This window comes from Sporomusa sphaeroides DSM 2875, assembly GCF_001941975.2.
In the GTDB taxonomy this organism is placed as follows: Bacteria; Bacillota; Negativicutes; order Sporomusales; family Sporomusaceae; genus Sporomusa; species Sporomusa sphaeroides.
In genome coordinates this window covers 1530311-1551035 of the sequence record NZ_CP146991.1, presented here as the reverse complement: position 1 = coordinate 1551035, position 20725 = coordinate 1530311, and the positions used below count along the sequence as shown (strand labels likewise).

The window sequence follows — 20725 nt, the reverse complement described above, 5'->3', positions numbered from 1 at the left end:
TACTCCTTTCGAGTTTGCGAGGTAAAAATCTACTTTTGCAATATATGTTTTACAATTAATATGCTTATTTCATACAACAGGATCATGGGTACTGCTATCATCGTTTGCGAAAAAACATCAGGGGTGGGTGAAATTACAGCCCCGACCACAAAAGACATCACCAGCACCAGCTTACGTTTAGCCAGGAGAAATTGGGAACTGATAATGCCCATCTTGGCCATCACCAGTATAAATAAAGGCAATTCAAAAATAAAGCCAAAAGGCAAAAGAAAGGAAATGACAAAAGACAAATATTGTCCTATGGAAAACATCGGTTGAAGGTTGTCTGTCGCAAATCCCATAAAAAATCTAATTCCTGCCGGCAGAACAAGATAATAGGAAAATAGCAGACCGACAAAAAATAAAACAATGGAAGCAGGCACCAAAAAAATCCCGGCCGTACGCTCATTATTTGTCATGGCCGGTACAATAAAGGCCCACAATTGATACATAACTATCGGCAAAGCTAATAAAAATCCGGCAAAGAAGGAAACCTTCAAATAGGTAAAGAATGCTTCTGCCGGATTCATATAATAAAGCTTTCCAGCCGGTACAGTGATAAGTGCGGTAATTTCAGCAGCATAGAAATAGCAGGCAATGCTGCCTATAACAATAGCTGCAATCATGGTGATCAGACGGCGCCGCAGTTCTTCCAGGTGTCCGATTAGCGACATTGAGCCTTGCGGTGGTTCTTCATCAATCCTAGACGCGTCTGGTCGGCTGTCTTCACGAATAACTTTATCACTGTATATTACTCCGGTGTTTTCCGTAGTTTCAGGTGTTACCCGGTTATTATCCTCATTACGCGTATTCTCAGGCATCAAACCCCTCACTTATGCTCGTCAGTCTGCTTGTTATCAATGGTTTTGGCCTCAACTTTAGTCGTTTCTTCTTTAGGATTGGTAATATCCGTGCTGGCCCGTCGGAATTCCTGAATTCCCTTGCCAATTGCCTTACCAACTTCGGGAAGTTTTCCCGGACCAAATACAATCAAAGCAATGACTAATATCAACACCAATTCCGGCATACTAAAACTAAACATAGCTACCATCCCCCTTTTCATTCTTGGACATATAATATATTATACCTGTCCGCTCCAAAAAAAACAATGCGACAAAGCAACAACAAAAATACGGCTGCCCTTATATGCCCTGCCAAGCACATTACGAAGGAAAGCCGTAATCTTCATTAGGAATCTGCAACTTTTTACTGTCTCCCTGCATTTTGGGAGTGTCGAGTTCACCCTTTTTAATTTTGGCAAGCACACTTTCAACCAAACTAAGATGTTCTTGCATTTTGCGTCTGGCTAAGCGTGGATTGTGGGCAGTGATGGCTTCATATATCTCATAATGAGATTGATGCAACAGTGTTGGCATGTTTTCAATCAGAAACATTTTTTGCCGGGTGGTGCGAAACGTCTTGGTCAATAAATCGGTGATGGTATGCATTACTTTGATCAAAACCGGATTATTAGCCGCCTTGGCAATTGAAAAATGAAAAGCTGCATCACCATGTTCCCCGATACCGCCGGTATTAACTTCTTCAAGCATAGAAGCAAGCGCGCACTTTATATCTTCAAGATCTTCCGGTGTTGCCCGCATGGCAGCCAGCGCTGCCGTTTCTATTTCGAGAATCTTACGCACCTCAAGCAATTGAAAAAGATCATCAATCTCTACTTGTAAAAAGAATGATAACGGTTCCATCATGCCTTCATAGGAAACCTGCCTGACAAAGCTGCCTTCACCGGGACGAATGGTAATAATGCCCATAATTTCCAGAGCACTGAAAGCTTCGCGTACCGAGGCGCGACTGACATCCAAGGTTTCTGCAAGCTCTCTTTCGGAAAGCAATTTGTCTCCCGGCTGCAATTTACCGTCAATAATCAGTTTTTTTATCTGCCCAATGATTTCTTCATATACTTTTTTGGTTTTAACAGGCTTAAACATTAGCACCTCCGGAGATCACACTAGTATTTACGCAGTCCCACAAAGTCGGCTACTGCAAACAAGGATTCTCTCACAGAGCTATTAAGTGTTGCCGGCAAACTATTGCGGGCATGTTGCAAATAGGTATGCACCTGCCCATAGCTGTACTCAACAGCTTCTGTTTGGTGAATGATTTCTAAGCCTCGCTTAACTTCATCATCAGACATTTTCTGGTTTATGATAATATTTCGCAGTTCATCTGAGCGCGGGCTATTTTTTAAGGCATATATGACCGGCAGTGTTACTATTCCCTGCCGCAAATCATTGCCAACCGGTTTACCCAACTGTTCGGCAGAAGCTGTGATATCCAGGATATCGTCGGTTATTTGAAAAGCCATGCCCAGCGCATATCCATATTCCCGGACCCGGATAACACTCTTTTCGTCAAGACCGCCGGCAATTGCCCCAAGCTCGCAGCTGGCGGCAATAAAGTCAGCCGTCTTTTGGGCTACTCTAAGACGATAGTCGGCCTCAGTCTGATTGGCATTAAATGCTTCTTTCAGTTGTATGATCTCGCCCTCGCAGATATTACAAATCACATCTGTCAAAATTTTTAGCATATTTTTCCGGGCCAAAATAATGGCTGAAAATGCCTTGGCAAATAAATAGTCTCCTGTTAATACCGAACTGTGATTGCCCCAACGGGCATTAGCGGTTGGCCGGCCGCGCCGGGTAGCGGCATTGTCAATAATATCATCATGCACCAGAGTTGCCATGTGGATAAGCTCAATAGCCACCGCCATAGGCAGCAGTTCCGCCTGATTGGGAACCCCGCCACGGGCACACAATAGATACAAAGCGGGCCGTATGCGTTTACCGCCCGCTTGTACCAGATGCACACCAATATCATTAACCATGTCTACCGGCGATTGTATTATAGAGTACAGTTCCTCTTCAACAGCCACAAGGTCTTCACTAACTATATCAAAAATATTGTCTGGAAATTTGCTCACTCAATAATCACCTACAAGACAGAATCTGTTTCTATAATACACCATTTCATCGATAATAGTCTACAATAATAGTTGGATTATTTATTTTTTTCCACCCGAATAGCGCAATCCGGACATACCATCTGACAAATACCGCAAAGAATGCACTTTTCCATATCGGCTTCGACACGCGGTGTACCATAAACCCCCAGCTCTTCCGACCAGATAATGCACTTTACCGGACATTTTTCTATACATAAGCCGCAGCCTTTGCATAGGTTAGGGAAAGTAGCCCAGAAGCCTTTTTCTCCGTCATATTTTGCAGATTCCCAATTAACTTTAGCCATTTTTTCCCCTCCTTACATCGCACTCTTAATGAGTTTGTAGCCGCGCTCCAGAGCCTCAAAGTTCATGTCGCGGAGTTTGGGATTTTGCTTAAATTTGTCACCAAGTTTGCTTTCCAGTGCTCTCTTAATGCTGTCCATCGGCAGCAGTTCGGTTGCTGCAATGACTGCACCAAGAATAATAATATTGAAAACACGCGGATGCATTTCGTTTTTGGCAATATCATTGGCAGGGATGGCCACAACCTTTTTAACTTCGGGAATATCAGCCGGATCAACACCCGGACCGGGTTTAGTAAACGAACAGGTTTTAGGCTCGCCGGCAATCAAGTCCTGTGGCAAATCAGCATTAGGGTGCTCGGCTGTCGGACATGGCGGCGTTACATCAAAATATTGCATACCGATAATGTTGTCGCTCACTTGGCCTTCCTGAATAAGCGAATTATCATATATATATACCGTATCTTTCCCGGCATAGGTTTTTGTCCGCTGAACTGCACGCGGACTTACCGGAATAAGAATATCGGCTTTCTGAAACTTAGGAGCGCCAATCTCGCCGTCACTTACCTGTACAAAGGCAATAGAAACGCCGCCGCGCTGCTCTACACCAAAGTTGGGAATATATAACGCATTTTTTCCTTCTTCATTGGCGGCTTCAGCCAGGATTTCGGCAATGGACTGAACACCTTGACCACCCTCACCGGCAATAGCTATCTTAACAACCTTTGCCATCAACTTAGCCCTCCTTTGCTTGCGGCGTCTTAAGTTCGCCGACTTTGTAATACGCTGCCATATCTTTCTCGATAAACTCCCAGGTTTGTTTGGCATTGGTACGCCAGTTAGTCGGACAGCCGGCCAGACATTCTACAAAAGACAGACCATTGCCATCCATTTGATTTTGGAGAGCTTTTTTAATAAAACCTTTGAGCTGGCGTGGGTTGGCCACTGTACCGCGGGCGACATAAGCACCCTCCGGCGCTACGGCAGCCACCATTTCAGGCCCTTTGGTAGGATGCCCGGTTTGTTCTATATCACGTCCATACGGAGTAGTTTCGGTCTTCATGCCAGGCAGGGTAGTTGGAGCCATTTGGCCGCCTGTCATACCATAGTTACCATTATTGCACAGGATTATGGTAATCTTCTCGCCGCGAACCGCCGCATTGAAAAGGTGTTGAGAGCCAATGGCATACCCGCCGCCATCACCCATGTAAGCAACACCGATAATATCGGTATTGGCACGCTTCATACCGGTGATTACCGGGGTAGTGCGGCCATGATGGGTCTGTACTGTGTCAACATTGAAAAAATCCCAGGCCAAGAGTGAACAGCCGATATCACAGCCAAAAACCATTTTATCTTTGATACCTAATTCGTCAATGGCCTCGCCAAGGCATTTCAGAATAATTCCATGACCGCAGCCGGGACAAAATTTATGTGCTTTTGTTTCTTCATTCCAACTGGCAGGCATAGCCGGCTGAAGAACGTTGTTTTCTTTAAGTTCTTGCATGGTAGTCCTCCCTCCTAAATCTACAGTTTGTTATACGCTTCAAGCATTTCTTCGGTAGTGATGCCGACACCGGGGCGCAGCATGGGGACAATTTCAATTGTGCTGCCGAATATCTCATGTTGAACAAGTTTCAATAACTGACCGTACGCCGATTCGGCGACCAGCAATTTCTTGACACCTTTTATTGCCTCTTGCAGTTGTTTGCCCGGGAAGGGACGAACGGTAATCGGACGGAAATAACCAACCTTCTCGCCTTTGGCACGCAGTTGGTTATAAGCAGTCAGTGCGGCGCGTGATACAATGCCATGGGTGAGAAAAATCACTTCCGCATCTTCACAGCCTCTGGCATCCCATTCAACTACTTCTTCAGCCATCTTATCCCAATCATGCTGATTCTTCATTACGACTTCATACAACTCATCTTCCGTGTTATACGTGTTGCGAAGATGCTTGATTGTGCGTCCCGGGTTTTCAGTATCGCCAAGGAGGGGTTCCGGCTTCACTAAAGCCACGCCTTTTTCAGCAGGGTCATAGATAGTCAGGGGCTCACGCATTTTAGCCTGATAGCCATCACCCAGGACAAATGCCGGAAAACGATATTTCCAGGCCGAATTAAAAGCCTTAATGGTATAATCAAACAGTTCCTGATGGGTAGCAGTCGAGTAGACAATACGATGCCCCTCGCCATTACCGCCGAAAGTTGTCAGAATGGTCTCTTGCTGGGCATAGATAACGGTTGCCGTTGAGGGGCCGCCCCGCTGCTGAATTATATAGACAATCGGCAGACGCATCATTTCAGCCATACCGGCAGACTCTTGCATGAGCACGTTGCCAGGACCTGCGGTTGCGGTAAATGCCTTCCTGCCTGTCATTACACCGCCAAGAGTAGTGAAGCCGGCGGAAATTTCGTCTTCGGTTTGCAGGAAGCGTTTCCCGTACTTAGGAGCAAGCCTTGTCCAATAATGCATAATCTCATTCTGTGGTGTGATCGGGTAGCCATACATAATATCGGCTTTAGCTGCTACCGCAGCCCAGGCACACACCTCATTGCCTGTCATGAATACTCTTTGTTCACCTTGCAGTGAAACTTCGGCCATAAGAGCACCTCCTCAAAATATGTAACCTTCCGGGCTGTCAGCCATCCCGGCTGAGCCTCTTCATAGTCAGGCCGTAGCCTGACTGCCGCCCACGGCGCATAAAACACCTATGGACAACAGTCAATCTACGGAAACATGTATCTGTCATAACGGTTATTCTAAGTTTGTGTCCATATTCTAAGAAACATGTAAGCTGACCAAATAAGATTAGGGGTGGGAATATAAATTCCCACCCCCATATCTTACCCAGAATATAGCATTTCTATATCCCGGACTAAAATCCTGATTCTTTCTGCAGCGACATTTCTCCTAAGGAATCATCCAGGTTAAGAAATATGCCTGCGCATAAGTCATTAAACCAATGATAACAGCCAATACGAGCGAATGCATTACTGTAAAGCTGAACAAATCGCCTTCTTTACCGACAAGTCCGGTTGCAGCCGTTGCCACAGCAATACTTTGCGGCGAAATCATCTTACCGGTAACGCCGCCTGATGAGTTAGCGGCAACAGCCAAAACAGGTTCCATCCCTACTTGTTGGGCAGTAACGGCCTGGAGATTGCCGAACAGGGCGTTAGCCGAAGTATCCGAGCCTGTCAGGAAAACACCCAGCCAGCCAAGGAAAGCCGAGAAGAAGGGGAAGAAGCTGCCGGTACCTGCCAGGAACAAGCCCAAAGTGGAGCTCATACCCGAATAGTTCATGATATAAGCAAGACCAAGAACACAGGGAATAGTGATAAGCGGTTTGGTTAACTGTTTAAAGGTTTTAGCAAACAAGCTGACGAAGCGGGAAGGGCCAACACCCAGAATCATGGCTGAGATTATGCTGGCAATGAAGAGGGCGGTACCGGCTGCGCTCATCCAGTTGATTTTATATAGAGCAGCCATGGCAGTCGGTTGCTTGGCAATTGGTGCCACCTGCATAACTACTTTATCAAGACCTGGAACAAGGATTTTGATACTTACAGCATCAATCACTGCCTGAACAGGCTTCAGGCCCCAGAGAATAACCATAACGGTAAGGACGATAAACGGCGACCAGGCTTTGAAAATAGTGCCTGCACTATACTTAGGCACATTCGCCATACTCGTAGCGGCAGCTTTTTCATCTGCAAACCGCCAGGTTTTAGCAGGTTTCCAGATTTTGAGGAAAAGAGCCAGTGAAATCATGGCCGCCAATGCGGACAAAATATCGGGAAGCTCTGGTCCAATATAGTTTGAGGAAAACCATTGGAGTGTTGCAAAGGAGATACCGGCTACCAAACAGGCAGGCAATACTTCCATGGTGGATTTCCAGCCGGACATAAGTACAACAAGCCAAATGGGAATGATTACTGAGAGGAACGGCAATTGACGGCCAACCATCTGGCTGATTTTCATGGTTTCAATACCGGTAACCTGGCCGGCAACAATAATGGGAATACCGATACCACCGAAGGCAACCGGCGCCGTGTTGGCAATTAAGCAAAGGCCGGCAGCATAAAGCGGATTAAAACCAAGACCTACCAGCATACCTGCCGAAATGGCTACAGGTGTGCCAAAACCGGCAGCCCCTTCAAGGAAAGCGCCAAAAGCAAAAGCGATTAGCAATGCTTGTAAACGACGATCATCGGTAATGGAGGCAATTGAGTTCTTAATTATTTCGAATTGACCGGTTTCGACGGTCATATTGTAAATGAAAATTGCGGTTATAACGATCCAGAAGATGGGAAACACACCATAAAAGGCACCCATTACTGTGGCAGTAAGCGCTGTCGCAACAGGCATCTTGTATACCAGCACTGCCACAAGTACTGCGGAGGCAACAGCGGCACCTCCGGCAATTTGACCTGGCGCCCGGCGGATGGCCAGCAAATAAAATATAATAATCATTGGAATTGCTGCCATCAGTGCCGATAAAGCTAAACTGCCCATTGGGTCATAGATTTGTGTCCACGTCATAATTTACACCCCTTTTTTAGTTTGGGTTTTTTTATTTATCTCTATAGCTGAGTTCACGTATTTTTCTTTAAATTCACCCCCTTTGTACAATTTTTTTTGCCCTTCAATCCATTTTTCCATTTTCCATAATATGGCATTGCGGGCAGGTGGTCTGACCACCTTACCTCTGATGATATTCTACTCACGCCAACAAATTCCTGCTGCATTTATTTAAATATTTGCAAATTTTTATTAATTTTTTATTTTTACAAAAATACCCTTTTTACGCATGTCGATTTTTGATGAATTAAATAGTATTATCATTTTTAGGTAAAAATGTTGTTTTTTTAGCACAAAGAAACCGTGGCTTAGGCTGGCAATGGAAGCAAAAGTCAGCCCTTATCCTTAAAAATAAAAAAACAGCGCAATAAGCGCTGTTTTTCAGCCAAGCAATGCCCCTAGAGCAATTGACATCAATTTCGCTTCATGGGTATCTGCCCGTGAAGTGACCACAACTGGCTTAGCGGCCCCCAAAACCAAACCGGCAATTTTTCCTTTTGCAATATAGACCAGTGATTTTCCCAGGATATTACCTGCCACAATATCTGGGGTAACTAAAATATCGGCCATGCCGGCAACCGGACTTTTAATCCCTTTGTGGCTGGCGGCTTCCAGGCTAATAGCATTATCAAGCGCCAACGGTCCATCAACAATGGCGCCTTTAATCTGCCCACGGTCTGCCATTTTGGTAAGTGCAGCCGCTTCCAAGGTGGCCGGCATGTCGGGGTTAATCACTTCAACAGCAGCCAATACGGCTACTTTGGCCGGACTGATTCCAAGCACCCTGGCTAATTGAACGCTGTTTTGAATAATATCTGCTTTCTGCTGCAAAGTTGGCGCAATATTCATTCCGCCGTCAGTTACCATCAGTAAACGGTCAAATCCCGGCAGTTCGTAGACCGCCGTGTGACTAAGCACTCTGCCTGTGCGTAAGCCAATTTCTTTATCAAGCACTGCTCTTAATAAATCAGCAGTATTAATCAGACCCTTCATCAATACATCGGCTTGGCCGCCGGATACCAAAGCAACCGCCCGATACGCCGCCTTGCGGTCATCCGGTTCGTGTATTATCTGCACATCCTCCAGGCTAACACCAAGTTTACCGGCAGTTTCATGAATTTTCTCCCTGTCTCCGACCAGTATAAACTCAGCAATTTTTTGTTCACGCGCTCCCTGAACGGCTTCCATAATCGCATCATCCTGGGCCACAGCGACAGCTACCCGCTTAGGAGCCTTGTCTTTTACCGCGTTTAGTATATCCTCAAAGTTTCTAAGAACTTTATCCACCACTTCCGCCACTCTCCTTCGCATATTCAGGGAAATAACTCATACTGGTTTTTTTCCACTCGCGTGTACTGAATAGCAGCATGTAATGCTCCAGTCCCGCGGCTTGAGCCAGTGTCTCGGCTAAAGCCCGGCACTCCTCGCGCGTATGGGCATGGAGCATGGTGTAAAAGTTATAAGGCCATTCCGGCAGTGAAATCCGGGAATAACAATGGGTAACCGCCCGGTAGCCTGACATTAACTGCCCAACCGCGGCAAGACGTGCTTCCGGCACATTCCAGACACCCAACGCATTAGCGGCATACCCGACTTCCCGGTGGCGCAATACGGCCCCCATTTTGCGCAACCGCCCTGATTGACGATAGGCAGCCAGTCTTGCCAGCAATTCCTGTTCACTAATACCGACTTTTGCCGCCAACACTTTGTAGGGTTCAGGCACCAGCGGAAAGTCACCTTGCAAAACGGCAATTAGTTTTTTGTCCAGATTATCTAACATATGACACCTCGCAGGTTGTTTGATCTCTGAGTTAAAACAGTTTTATCTATTCCGCAGGAAAAAATTACAAACTAAATTCCACACTTACCTTATATTTTTCGATGGCAGGCAGACTGAGTAAACCCTCAACCCCCGGCAAACTGCGGATAGCTGCCAGAACGCGGTTCTGCTCAGCCTGATCGGCGGTAAGCAGGGTAAACCAAAGATTATATTCACTTTCCCGTTCGTAGTTATGGGTTACACCACTATAAGCATTTACAGCCTGAGCAACGGCGGCAACCTGCTCGGGACGGACTTTGACAGCTGCCAGCGTGCTGACATACCCCAGGCAGGCCGAGTCAAAAAAAGCGCCAAATCGCCTTATGTAGCCATTGTCTTTGAGCCAGTTTAATCGTTCCAGCACCGTACTTTCCTCAACCTCTAACCATTGCGCTACCTTCGCATAGGGCCGTGATTCCAGCGGCAGTCTGGTTTGGATAATATTAAGCAGCTCTTTATCAAAAGGGGTTAGCATATGTGTCCTCCCAACTTTGAATATAAGTAAAGGGACAGCCGGCTGACTGTCCCCTCCGTGTGATATCCCTATTTTAGCAAAATATTCTTAATAACGTCAAGAAGTTCATCCCGTCCGGCGTTAGTTACTGCTGAGTAGGGTATAATACGGCCTCCCGGATGGAGTTGACCCATATTAATCCCTTGCGTAATAACCTGAATATGCTGCTGGATGCGGCTCTTGGAAATTTTATCGGCTTTAGTGGCTACCACTTGAACATTGAGGCCATGTTCTATCAGCCAATGATAGACGTTAATATCACTCTCCATTGGCGGATGACGCAGATCAATTAATTGGCATACCAGCTTAAGGCGCGTTGACTTTAGCCAATATTCCTCAATAAATTTAGACCAGGTTGCTCTGGCTGATTGTGCTCTTTTGGCATAACCATAGCCAGGCAGATCGACCAGCATAAACTCCAGCCGTGATTGATCTGACAGCTTGCCTGTAAGGCGAAAGTAATTAATGGTCTGGGTTTTGCCGGGCGTCCCACTGGTACGGGCCAGGCCATTGTGACGGCACAAGGAGTTAATCAGCGACGATTTGCCGACATTAGAGCGCCCAATGAAAGCTATCTCCGTAAGCTCGCCTACAGGATATTGACTGGAATTAACAGCAGTGGCGGCATAACTGGCATGGGTAATATTAAAACTGGTCGTATCTGCCATTACTCTTTCACCATTGCTGTTTGCAGCACTTCATCCATGTGTTCAACAAGCACAAAGGCAAGATTCCGTTTGACGTTCGCCGGAATTTCATCAATATCACGCTTGTTTTCTTTGGGCAGCATGACTGTTTTTATTCCCGCCCGGTGAGCGGCAAGGACTTTTTCCTTAATGCCGCCGACAGGCAACACCCTGCCGCGAAGAGTTATTTCTCCCGTCATGGCAACATCGCTCCTGATAGGTTTACCGGTCAGTGCTGATGCGACCGCAGTTGCCATGGTAATGCCGGCAGACGGACCGTCTTTGGGAATGGCGCCTTCGGGCAGATGGATGTGAATATCCAGCTTTTCATGAAAATCTTCTTCAATGCCCAGTTCTTTTGCCCGTGAACGAATATAACTGAAGCCGGCTTGCGCAGATTCTTGCATAACATCGCCTAACTGGCCTGTCAAAGTCAGCTTGCCTTTGCCTTTCATGGTGGAAATCTCAACAGCCAGCACATCACCGCCAACTTCCGTCCAGGCAAGGCCGGTGGCTACTCCCACCTGGCTGTCTTTCTCGGCCTGAGCATGACGGTATTTGGTGGCTCCCAGGAAAGTATGCAGGTTCTGAGCCGTAATCTTAATAACAGGTCCCTGGTCTTGAACAATTTTGCGCGCCGCTTTGCGGCAGAGATTGGCAATATTGCGCTCAAGATTCCGTACACCCGCCTCGCGAGTATAGTCACGAATAATTTTGGCGATAGTTCCTTCTGAAAATGAAATTTGCTGCGGTGTGAGGCCATGGTCGGTTGTTTGCTTGGGAATAAGATACCGTTTGGCGATCTCTATTTTTTCTTCCTCAGTATAGCCGGCAATGCTGATAACTTCCATACGGTCTAACAAGGGTCTCGGAATATTATGCATGACATTAGCTGTAACTACCCAGAGTACCCGGGATAAATCATATGGCAGTTCAATATAATGGTCGCTGAAGGTATTATTTTGTTCCGGGTCAAGCACTTCCAACAAAGCAGATGACGGGTCGCCCCGGAAGTCGGCATTCATTTTATCAATTTCATCCAAGAGAAACACAGGATTTTTTGAGCCTACAGTCCGCATACCCTGAATAATACGTCCCGGAAGCGCGCCCACATAGGTCCGGCGATGACCTCTTATTTCCGCTTCATCCCGAACTCCGCCTAACGAAACGCGGACAAACTTCCGTTCCATAGCTCTGGCGATAGAACGGGCTAACGATGTCTTCCCGACACCCGGCGGACCAACAAGACATAAAATGGGGCCTTTCATTTTTTCTGTCAACTTACGGATTGACAGATATTCTAAAATACGTTCTTTGACTTTTTCCAAGCCATAATGATCTTCGTCAAGGATTTCCTCGGCAACACTAATATCCAGCCGGTCATCGGTTTCCGTAGTCCAGGGCAGCGTTAACAGCCAGTCAAGGTAGGTGCGGATAACACCGCTTTCCGCCACCATCGGGGGCATTTTTTCCAGACGGTCGATTTCTTTATTGATTTTTTCTTCTACTTCTTTGGGCAGGTTTTGTTCTTTGACCCGCTGCCTGTATTCCTCTACTTCGGCGGTGCGCTCATCTTTTTCGCCTAATTCTTTTTGAATGGCTTTGAGTTGTTCACGCAAATAATATTCTTTTTGGGTTTTCTCCATTTGCTTGCGAACCCGGACATGGATTTTCTTCTCCAGTTCAAGAATTTCCATTTCGCGGCCAAGGATCTCACATAACCGTTCCAACCGGTCTTTAATTTCTACTGCCTCCAGCAGGGTTTGCTTATCTTCAATTTTGAGTGCCAGATGACTGGCAATAAGGTCAGTCAGGCGGCCGGGTTCTTCTACAACAACGACTGATACCAGGGTTTCGGGTGGTATCTTCTTGCTCAGCTTAACCCATTGTTCAAATTGATTAATTGCTGTACGTGTAAGCGCTTCAACCTCCGGTGTTTTAGGTTCAACTTCGGTAAATTCGTTAATCTGAACCTGATAGTAAGGATCAAAGCTGATAAATTCTTCGATTTCACCACGGTACAAGCCTTCGACCAATACCCGGATGGTTCCCCCCGGCAATTTCAAAAGCTGCTTAATTTCGGCAACAGTACCCACTGAAAAAATATCTTCAGGCTGCGGCGCGTCGGTTTGAGCATCCTTTTGTGTAGCCAGCATAATCAGACGATCCTGCACCATTGCCTCTTCCAAAGCACTGATAGATTTTTCCCGGCCAACATCCAGATGAATAATCATGTATGGAAAAACTAATATACCTCTTAATGGCAAAAGTGGTATTATACGGCGTTTATCTGCCAATATAGCTTCCTCCCTTCGGTAACCTTGCGGTATTATCTTAGTGGTCATTTAGTAGTTTCAACACCGCTATGTAAAATATTCTAAAGCAACCACTAAAAATCCTTTTATTCCTCAATAAATATAGGCCGGGTTTAGCAACCCGGCTAGCACTGGCATAAATGGAGACTTGATTCAGATAGAGTTGTAACCCCATCTGAATCTTAGTCGGAATTATCCAGGGACTTAGCCGCTCTTACTCCCGCTTGCAAAAGCGGGAGTCTTAGAGCGGGTTAGTCATCGGATAAATTTATACTTTATCGACACCGGCAGCAGCCAATACCTCCGGCATAGTTACCGTTACATCCTGCCGCAGCACATCTCCGGTCTTGATTACGGCATGCTTCAATACTTCTTCGAAGGTTTCGACAGGAATGACTTCAATCTCCATATTCTTGTAGAGTCCCTGCCAATTTTCCGCAGGAATAATCACTCGCCGCGCACCAGCCTGCTTAGCGGCTGCTACCTTCGCACTCACTCCGCCGACCGGTTTTACTAACCCGCGAATAGAGATTTCACCTGTCATCGCAACAGTATTGTCGATAGGTATGTTATTAACAGCCGAATAAATAGCGGTAGCCACCGTCACTCCGGCTGACGGACCATCTACGGGAACACCACCAGGAAAATTTACATGGATGTCATATCTATGATATTCAATACCACACATTTTGGCCAATACAGTAAGTACATTATCCAGTGACCCTTTTGCCATGCTTTTGCGGCGCACGACCCTGCCGGGCGAACCCATTTCTTCTTCTTCAATAACGCCGGTAACGGTTAGCTTGCCGGTACCATAATTATTAGGCACAGCCGTTACTTCGAGCTCCATAAGCATACCGATATTGGAACCATATACAGCCAGACCGTTAACCACACCAACTTGGGGAGTAAGGGAAACCTTTTTCTCAGGCCGCGGGTTGTACTGACCAAAATTTATGACCCATTCCGCATCAGCCTGGGCAATGCTTCGCTCGCCTTTGCCAGTGCTTTGCACAATACCGGCCGCAATCTGAATGATATTTACGGCTTCCCGCCCGTTAGTGGCAAATTGCTTAATGACATCCAACGCACCCTGCTCAAGGGTATAGTTAATCTTTTTTGCCGCATTTAAAGCCACATTGGCAATTTCATCAGGCAATAACGGCCGGAAAAATATTTCTACACACCGGGAGCGGATAGCTGGCGGAATATCTTGCGGCATCCGGGTGGTAGCCCCAATAAGTCTAAAGTCTGCAGGCAGCCCATTTTGAAATATGTCATGTATATGTTGTGGTATGTTGCCGTCCTCACTATTATAATAGGAGCTGTCCAGGAAAACTTTACGGTCTTCCAATACCTTTAGTAATTTATTCATCTGGATATGATGAAGCTCGCCAATTTCATCAATAAACAATACGCCGCCATGAGCTTTGGTTACGGCTCCGGCTTTTGGCTGAGGAATGCCGGCCATCCCTAACTGACCAGCGCCTTGATAAATAGGGTCATGTACGGTGCCAATAAGCGGGTCTGCAATACCCCGCTCGTCAAATCTGGCTGTTGTGGCATCAAGCTCGATAAACTTAGCCGCAACATTAAAGGGCGAATAACTATTTCGCCTGGCTTCGTTGAGAACTAACCGCGCGGCCGCCGTTTTACCCACACCTGGCGGACCATAGATCAATACATGCTGTGGGTTGGCGCCACATAAGGCAGCCCGAAGGGCTTTCAGGCCTTCTTCCTGGCCAACGATTTCCGAAAAGTCGGTTGGCCGGGTTTTTTCCGCTAGTGGTTCGGTTAAGGATATCTCCCGCATTTTTTGCAGTTTGTCCATTTCTTTTCTGGATTCGCGCTCTACGGCTATCTTGTTTCCTTGCTGTGATTTAAGCAGGTTCCAGAAATAGAGCCCAATAACCACGGCAAAAAACAGTTGAATGACAGTAATAAGATTGACAGCATAATCCAAAATTCAATGAACCTCCTTCCCCGGGCAAAATTTTTAAGTCTTGTAGCTTTATCATGAGTCTAGTATAGGCAATGTACACTATTTTATCCTGGCAAAACCCGGCAAGCAAAGCTGAATATGTAAAAAAAAGGAGCCTTAGGCTCCTTTTATCGGTTAAGCAGATTCTTCTTTTTTCTTTGTTTTGCGTTCGGCAGCCACCAGTATCGGTTCTTCTTTATTCAAAATAACCTCTTTGGTGACAATGCATTTGGCAATATCGGTACGTGACGGAATATCATACATCACATTCCGCATAATACCTTCAATGATCGCTCTAAGTCCCCGTGCCCCGGTATTGCGTTTTAAAGCTTCAGCAGCAATAGCACTTAGCGCATCTTCTTTAAATTCAAGCTGGACATTATCAATTTCCAGGAATTTTTGATATTGCTTAACAAGCGCATTCTTTGGCTCAATCAGAATGCGTACAAGAGCAGCTTCATCCAATGCATCCAAGGTAACAATCACCGGAAGACGTCCAACAAATTCAGGAATTAATCCAAATTTGAGGAGATCTTCAGGCAGAATGCTCTTGAGCATTTCACCCAATTGCTTTTTCTCTTTGCTGCGGACTTCGGCACCAAAGCCCATAGACTTTTTGCCTGTTCTGGAACTAATGATCTTGTCAATGCCGTCAAAGGCACCGCCGCAGATAAAAAGAATATTTGTAGTGTCAATTTGAATGAATTCCTGATGAGGATGTTTGCGTCCACCTTGCGGCGGTACACTGGCCACCGTACCTTCAAGAATTTTCAGGAGAGCTTGCTGCACTCCCTCACCGGAAACATCACGGGTGATTGAGGGGTTTTCTGATTTGCGGGCAATTTTATCAATTTCATCAATATAAACAATGCCCTTTTCGGCCTTTTCAACATCATAATCGGCTGCCTGAATAAGTTTTAAGAGAATGTTCTCGACATCCTCGCCCACATAACCGGCTTCCGTCAATGAGGTAGCGTCAGCTACAGCAAAGGGAACATTAAGAATCTTGGCCAGGGTTTGCGCCAGCAGCGTCTTGCCGCTGCCGGTCGGCCCAAGCATGATGATGTTGGACTTTTGCAATTCGACATCATCCATTTTTGCGCCAAGGTTAATTCGTTTATAATGATTGTACACGGCTACGGCCAGTGACTTCTTTGCTTCTTCCTGACCAATGACATACTGATCAAGAATATCATTTATTTCTTTGGGCTTAGGAACATCTCTGAGTTCGACATCCAAATCTTCACTCAGTTCTTCCTCAATGATTTCATTGCAAAGTTCGATACATTCATCACATATATATACACCTGGCCCGGCAACAAGCTTTTTTACTTGTTCCTGCAGTTTGCCGCAAAAGGAACATTTTAGTTGACCCCTGTCATCCCCAAATTTCAACATATTACCACCTCTCTACTTGGGAGTCTCCTTGTGTCTGTCACCCCGCACTACTACTGCGTCAATAAGGCCGTATTCTTTCGCCTGCTCACTGGACATGAAGAAATCCCGTTCGGTATCGTTCTGGATTTTTTCCATAGATTGACCGGTATGGTGAACAAGAATTTCGTTTAAATGTTCACGCATGCGAAGTATTTCCCGGGCATGAATTTCAATGTCGGTGGCCTGCCCTTGGGCACCGCCAAGCGGCTGATGAATCATAATCCGGGAATTAGGAAGCGCATACCGCTTACCTTTAGCCCCGGCAGCCAAGAGAAGCGCACCGGCGCTGGCAGCCTGACCTATGCAAATCGTGGATACATCCGGCTTAACATATTGCATGGTATCATACATTGCCAGGGCAGCCGTTACCACTCCCCCGGGACTGTTAATGTAAATATGGATGTCTTTATCCGGATCTTCTGATTCTAAAAACAGCAGCTGAGCAATTACCAGGTTAGCCACATTGTCATCAATTGGTCCACCAATAAATACGATGCGGTCCTTTAATAACCGCGAGTAAATATCATAGGCCCGCTCACCGCGGTTAGACTGCTCTACTACAATTGGCACATAAGGCATGACAAATCACCTCAAACTCAAAAATTTATTTTGCTACGCCGTCAATTACAAGCTGGGCAGCTTTTTTACGTAAAACTGAATCTTGCAGTGCCTGGAACCGGCCGGTTTGACGAATGACTTTAACAATTTCTTCGGCCGTAGTTTGGTAATTCGCCGCCATAGACGCAATTTCCTGCTGCATTTCTTCCGGATTGGCCGTGAGACCCTCCGCTTTAACAATGGCTTCCAATACCAGGTCGGTTTTAACATTATATAATGCAGAGTCACGGTAGTTATTGCGCAAAGCAGCCATATCCATTTTAGTATATTCAAGATATTTATCAAGTTTCATACCACGTTGCTGCAAGTTGATATCAAAATCCTGAATCATGGTGTCAATTTGATTCTCAATCATTACTTCGGGAACATCAAGTGAAGCATTGTCAACAGCAGTTTTTATTGCTGCCGTACGGAACTCACGTTCTGCCTTTGCTTCAGCAGCCTGTTCTAACCTATTCTTAATATCGGCTTTTAATTCCGCCAAAGTATCAAACTCACTGGTTTCTTTGGCAAATTCATCATCAAGCTCCGGCAATTCCTTGCGTTTGATGTCATGAATATTTACGGTAAAGGCAGCTTCCTTCCCTGCCAGCTCAGCAACAAAATAGTCTTCCGGGAAAGATACTTTTACTTCGCGTTCTTCACCGGATTTAGCACCTACCAGTTGGTCTTCAAACCCGGGGATAAAACTGCCGGAACCGATTTCCAGCGGGTAGCTTTTGCCTTCGCCGCCTTCAAACGGAACACCGTCAATAAAACCCTTAAAGTCAATGATCGCTAAATCTCCCTGCTTAAGTTCAGCATCTTCCACTACGACCATCTTAGCATTACGGCTGCGGTTTCTCTCAATTTCACTGTCTATGTCGGCTTCAGTAACTTCTGCGACAGTTTTTTCAATGGCAAGCTCTTTATACTGACCCAAAGTTACTTCAGGTTTTTTAACAACAGTGGCTTTAAATACTAACGGCTGATCTTCCGCTAAGGTAACAACCTCAATTTCCGGACGGCCAACAGGGTCTATTTCCTGTTCAGCCAGTGCTTTGCCATAGGCTTCAGGAGCCAGGATTTCAAAAGCTTCATCCAAAAGTGCTTCTTTGCCGATACGCATTTCAATGACCTTGCGCGGAGCCTTGCCTTTACGGAAACCAGGAATGTTGACTTGGTTGGCTAATTTGCGGTAAGCCTTTTCCAGAGCCTTGGCCACCTCAGCCTGTGGAACTTCAAGATTGAGTACTGTTTTATGATTGTCTATTCTTTCCGCTGTTACCTTCATTTATGTATTTCCCCCTTATTAAATTAACTGCTGACACAGCTTATTCACTGTCAACCGAGTGCTGCATCCAGCGATAACACGAAGTATATCACCGGCCTTTTTGCCGCCAGGCTTTGTTGTCGTCGCCTTACATATGTCCGATATGTGCGGCTCCTCCGCCGCGCCTGACAACAAAAATTCTCGGAGCTATACTTCATAACATCACTGAATGCAACACTAGTCCATTATCACAGTATTCCCATTATTGACATAAACTTTATGGTTTCTCTAGTATTCCCATTAAAAAATCCAGCCAGTATCCATAAATGCAGCAATGTCATGAATAATATCATACCACAAGTAAATATCAAAGACAAGATATGAGCAAAAAACCCAGCCAAAAGTGCTGGGTTTTTGCGCGTATGGAGCGGAAAACGAGATTCGAACTCGCGACCCTCGCCTTGGCAAGGCGATGCTCTACCGCTGAGCTACTTCCGCATATTGTGCTAACAACGAAATTGATTATAAACCATAAATTATTATCTGTCAACATTAATCAATCTATTCTGTTAAACAATCCTATTCCCACCAATAAAATGCTTGCAGCATGCTGTATATTTTACAATTGAAACTAGCACCTATCTATCGGCTTGCATATTATGTATAAACACAAAAACACGGCTTGTGCCAAACCTGTGGTGACAACACAAGCCGCAAATTATCCTGAACAAGCCCACTCAGGATAAGCAAAGCTACGCTAAAGGAGGCGTCCGGTTGTATTACCATTTGAAAGCCGAAAGTGTCTTGATAGAAGGGAAAGCACGCGGTGCTATCTACGACTTTTCCTCAGGCCGAGTGTATTCTATCAACCGGGGAGCAGTAGAACTGCTCAAGGCGTGCGAAAGCTCGGCATTAGAAGAAATAATGGATGTCAACTCAGTTGACGGCAAGCGGTACTTATCATTTCTTGATAAATTGACAACCAAAGGGCTTGGCGCAATATACAACGAACTTCCCGCCGGAAAACGAACATGCCCCATCCAGCCGTACCAGCCTACACTTGAGTATATCTGGCTTGAGCTTACATCAACCTGCAACAACCGCTGCTTACATTGCTATTCGGCCAGCAGTCCGCACACGGCGGCAGGCTGTATGCCACATACCCGCTGGCTTGAATTAATTACCGAAGCCCGGCTGGCAGGCGCCTACGGCATTCAGCTTATTGGCGGCGAACCGTTGTTGTACCCAAGGTGGCGAGAATTAATCATCAAGGCCCGCGAGGAAAACTATGAATTGGTTGAGATATTTACCAATGCCACACTTGTGGATGATGACTGTATTGACTTTTTTAAACAGCATTCTGTCAGCATTGCCACCACTATCTATGCCGACAATTCCGCAGTTCATGATAGGGTTACCCAGCATCCCGGCAGTTTTGACAAAACTATGTCTGCCATTCAAAAAATTCTGGCCAAGGGGCTGCCGCTGCGTATTGCTTCTATTATTATGAAAGCCAATGAACAAGAAGCAGAAAATATTGTGAAACTTTTGACCGACCTTGGGGTTGAGCCTGTGCCACCCGATGTCATCCGACCTACCGGACGCGGTGATAATCTGGAACTGCTGCCCCAAGCCTACAGCAAACCGGCCATTAAGCCCCCCTTCTTTACCGACCCTGAAACATTTGGCAAAGCGCAGCATTTCCATAGCTGTTTAGCAGGCCGGCTGGCCATAACGTCTACCGGCGATGTCATTCCCTGCATCTTTGCCCGTGATCAAGTTTGTGGAAACATATTGAACACATCACTTGCTGCCATACTTACCGGCCAACCGCTGACCACCTGCTGGCAAACCACAAAGGACTGTATCAGCAAATGTCAGGATTGCGAATACCGCTTTGCCTGCGCCGACTGCCGCCCGTTAGCCCAAGGCCAGGACCCAAAGAAGTCCTGGCAAGCCGCCCCTGCCGACTGCTCCTATAACCCATACACAGGAAACTGGGAGGATAGATGAAAATGTATGATGACAAATATATGGACCCGAAATGGGAAACCCCGGAAATGGAAGATATGGATGACGAATTTGAAGAAGACGAAAATACTGAACGTATAAGCTGCAATCCTGCTTGGAACCCCTGTCGACCAAATCAGCAAATCGGCTGCCGCCCCTCCTGGGCGCCTTGTTCTCCCCGCCAATGCCGTCCGCATTTTTGTTTTCCG

19 protein-coding genes and 1 tRNA gene are annotated in these 20725 nt (G+C 46.1%); 1 reads left to right on the top strand and 19 read right to left on the bottom strand.

The window, feature by feature from the left end; all coding sequences use genetic code 11:
• Window positions 1–29: 29 nt before the first annotated feature.
• The 19 genes from tatC to SPSPH_RS06735 form a co-directional block, all read right to left on the bottom strand.
• Window positions 30–860, bottom strand: a complete 831-nt coding sequence (tatC, locus tag SPSPH_RS06825) for a twin-arginine translocase subunit TatC (RefSeq protein WP_083945440.1) — start codon at window positions 858–860, stop codon at window positions 30–32.
• Between the two features lie 8 nt (window positions 861–868).
• Window positions 869–1081 carry a Sec-independent protein translocase subunit TatA/TatB gene (locus SPSPH_RS06820; protein WP_075754433.1) on the bottom strand — a complete coding sequence of 71 codons (213 nt, stop codon included), beginning with the start codon at window positions 1079–1081 and terminating at the stop codon, window positions 869–871.
• A 121-nt stretch (window positions 1082–1202) separates the two neighbouring features.
• Window positions 1203–1985 carry a FadR/GntR family transcriptional regulator gene (locus SPSPH_RS06815; RefSeq protein ID WP_075754431.1) on the bottom strand — a complete coding sequence of 261 codons (783 nt, stop codon included), beginning with the start codon at window positions 1983–1985 and terminating at the stop codon, window positions 1203–1205.
• Window positions 1986–2005: 20 nt separating this feature from the next.
• Window positions 2006–2977: a polyprenyl synthetase family protein gene (locus SPSPH_RS06810; RefSeq protein WP_416341314.1), complete on the bottom strand. Its 972-nt coding sequence runs from the start codon at window positions 2975–2977 to the stop codon at window positions 2006–2008.
• A 77-nt stretch (window positions 2978–3054) separates the two neighbouring features.
• The gene (locus tag SPSPH_RS06805) at window positions 3055–3303 is read right to left on the bottom strand and encodes a 4Fe-4S binding protein (protein WP_075754429.1); all 249 of its coding nucleotides are present in this window, start codon (window positions 3301–3303) and stop codon (window positions 3055–3057) included.
• 12 nt (window positions 3304–3315) lie between these two features.
• Complete coding sequence (locus SPSPH_RS06800) at window positions 3316–4032, bottom strand: 2-oxoacid:acceptor oxidoreductase family protein (protein WP_075754427.1); 717 nt, start codon at window positions 4030–4032, stop codon at window positions 3316–3318.
• Window positions 4033–4036: 4 nt separating this feature from the next.
• Window positions 4037–4807: a thiamine pyrophosphate-dependent enzyme gene (locus SPSPH_RS06795; RefSeq protein ID WP_075754425.1), complete on the bottom strand. Its 771-nt coding sequence runs from the start codon at window positions 4805–4807 to the stop codon at window positions 4037–4039.
• Between the two features lie 20 nt (window positions 4808–4827).
• Window positions 4828–5904: a ferredoxin oxidoreductase gene (locus SPSPH_RS06790; protein ID WP_075754423.1), complete on the bottom strand. Its 1077-nt coding sequence runs from the start codon at window positions 5902–5904 to the stop codon at window positions 4828–4830.
• A gap of 309 nt (window positions 5905–6213) precedes the next feature.
• Complete coding sequence (locus SPSPH_RS06785) at window positions 6214–7845, bottom strand: L-lactate permease (RefSeq protein WP_075754421.1); 1632 nt, start codon at window positions 7843–7845, stop codon at window positions 6214–6216.
• A gap of 420 nt (window positions 7846–8265) precedes the next feature.
• A complete protein-coding gene (gene ptb, locus SPSPH_RS06780) occupies window positions 8266–9174 on the bottom strand; it encodes a phosphate butyryltransferase (RefSeq protein WP_269147926.1) in 909 nt (302 codons plus the stop codon).
• Window positions 9164–9664, bottom strand: coding sequence for an AsnC family transcriptional regulator (locus tag SPSPH_RS06775; protein WP_075754417.1), 501 nt, complete (start codon window positions 9662–9664; stop codon window positions 9164–9166). Before SPSPH_RS06775 ends, ptb begins: the two co-directional genes overlap by 11 nt.
• Before the next feature lie 64 nt (window positions 9665–9728).
• Window positions 9729–10178 (bottom strand): Lrp/AsnC family transcriptional regulator, encoded by a 450-nt coding sequence (locus SPSPH_RS06770; protein ID WP_075754415.1) that lies wholly within the window; start codon window positions 10176–10178, stop codon window positions 9729–9731.
• A 68-nt stretch (window positions 10179–10246) separates the two neighbouring features.
• Window positions 10247–10885: a ribosome biogenesis GTP-binding protein YihA/YsxC gene (gene yihA, locus SPSPH_RS06765; RefSeq protein ID WP_075754413.1), complete on the bottom strand. Its 639-nt coding sequence runs from the start codon at window positions 10883–10885 to the stop codon at window positions 10247–10249.
• Window positions 10885–13248, bottom strand: coding sequence for an endopeptidase La (gene lon / locus SPSPH_RS06760; protein WP_075754411.1), 2364 nt, complete (start codon window positions 13246–13248; stop codon window positions 10885–10887). The genes yihA and lon overlap by 1 nt, the downstream gene beginning before the upstream one ends.
• Before the next feature lie 238 nt (window positions 13249–13486).
• Window positions 13487–15181: an ATP-dependent protease LonB gene (gene lonB / locus SPSPH_RS06755; RefSeq protein ID WP_075754409.1), complete on the bottom strand. Its 1695-nt coding sequence runs from the start codon at window positions 15179–15181 to the stop codon at window positions 13487–13489.
• A 153-nt stretch (window positions 15182–15334) separates the two neighbouring features.
• Window positions 15335–16597: an ATP-dependent Clp protease ATP-binding subunit ClpX gene (gene clpX, locus SPSPH_RS06750; protein WP_075754407.1), complete on the bottom strand. Its 1263-nt coding sequence runs from the start codon at window positions 16595–16597 to the stop codon at window positions 15335–15337.
• A gap of 12 nt (window positions 16598–16609) precedes the next feature.
• A complete protein-coding gene (clpP, locus tag SPSPH_RS06745) occupies window positions 16610–17215 on the bottom strand; it encodes an ATP-dependent Clp endopeptidase proteolytic subunit ClpP (RefSeq protein WP_075754405.1) in 606 nt (201 codons plus the stop codon).
• A 25-nt stretch (window positions 17216–17240) separates the two neighbouring features.
• On the bottom strand, window positions 17241–18527 hold the full coding sequence (gene tig, locus SPSPH_RS06740; protein ID WP_075754404.1) for a trigger factor: 1287 nt from the start codon (window positions 18525–18527) through the stop codon (window positions 17241–17243).
• A 402-nt stretch (window positions 18528–18929) separates the two neighbouring features.
• Window positions 18930–19004, bottom strand: a tRNA-Gly gene (locus tag SPSPH_RS06735).
• Between the two features lie 276 nt (window positions 19005–19280).
• Between SPSPH_RS06735 and SPSPH_RS06730 the strand changes: the two genes are divergently transcribed.
• Complete coding sequence (locus SPSPH_RS06730; protein WP_075754403.1) at window positions 19281–20519, top strand: radical SAM protein; 1239 nt, start codon at window positions 19281–19283, stop codon at window positions 20517–20519.
• The last annotated feature ends 206 nt before the right edge of the window (window positions 20520–20725 follow it).

Bases quoted from the DNA above. Each gene is read 5' to 3' on its own strand.
- tatC (WP_083945440.1), bottom strand. From the start codon at position 860: ATGCCTGAGAATACGCGTAATGAGGATAATAACCGGGTAACACCTGAA.
- SPSPH_RS06820 (WP_075754433.1), bottom strand. From the start codon at position 1,081: ATGTTTAGTTTTAGTATGCCGGAATTGGTGTTGATATTAGTCATTGCT.
- SPSPH_RS06815 (WP_075754431.1), bottom strand. From the start codon at position 1,985: ATGTTTAAGCCTGTTAAAACCAAAAAAGTATATGAAGAAATCATTGGG.
- SPSPH_RS06805 (WP_075754429.1), bottom strand. From the start codon at position 3,303: ATGGCTAAAGTTAATTGGGAATCTGCAAAATATGACGGAGAAAAAGGC.
- SPSPH_RS06800 (WP_075754427.1), bottom strand. From the start codon at position 4,032: ATGGCAAAGGTTGTTAAGATAGCTATTGCCGGTGAGGGTGGTCAAGGT.
- SPSPH_RS06795 (WP_075754425.1), bottom strand. From the start codon at position 4,807: ATGCAAGAACTTAAAGAAAACAACGTTCTTCAGCCGGCTATGCCTGCC.
- SPSPH_RS06790 (WP_075754423.1), bottom strand. From the start codon at position 5,904: ATGGCCGAAGTTTCACTGCAAGGTGAACAAAGAGTATTCATGACAGGC.
- SPSPH_RS06785 (WP_075754421.1), bottom strand. From the start codon at position 7,845: ATGACGTGGACACAAATCTATGACCCAATGGGCAGTTTAGCTTTATCG.
- SPSPH_RS06775 (WP_075754417.1), bottom strand. From the start codon at position 9,664: ATGTTAGATAATCTGGACAAAAAACTAATTGCCGTTTTGCAAGGTGAC.
- SPSPH_RS06770 (WP_075754415.1), bottom strand. From the start codon at position 10,178: ATGCTAACCCCTTTTGATAAAGAGCTGCTTAATATTATCCAAACCAGA.
- yihA (WP_075754413.1), bottom strand. From the start codon at position 10,885: ATGGCAGATACGACCAGTTTTAATATTACCCATGCCAGTTATGCCGCC.
- lon (WP_075754411.1), bottom strand. From the start codon at position 13,248: ATGACCACTAAGATAATACCGCAAGGTTACCGAAGGGAGGAAGCTATA.
- clpX (WP_075754407.1), bottom strand. From the start codon at position 16,597: ATGTTGAAATTTGGGGATGACAGGGGTCAACTAAAATGTTCCTTTTGC.
- clpP (WP_075754405.1), bottom strand. From the start codon at position 17,215: ATGCCTTATGTGCCAATTGTAGTAGAGCAGTCTAACCGCGGTGAGCGG.
- tig (WP_075754404.1), bottom strand. From the start codon at position 18,527: ATGAAGGTAACAGCGGAAAGAATAGACAATCATAAAACAGTACTCAAT.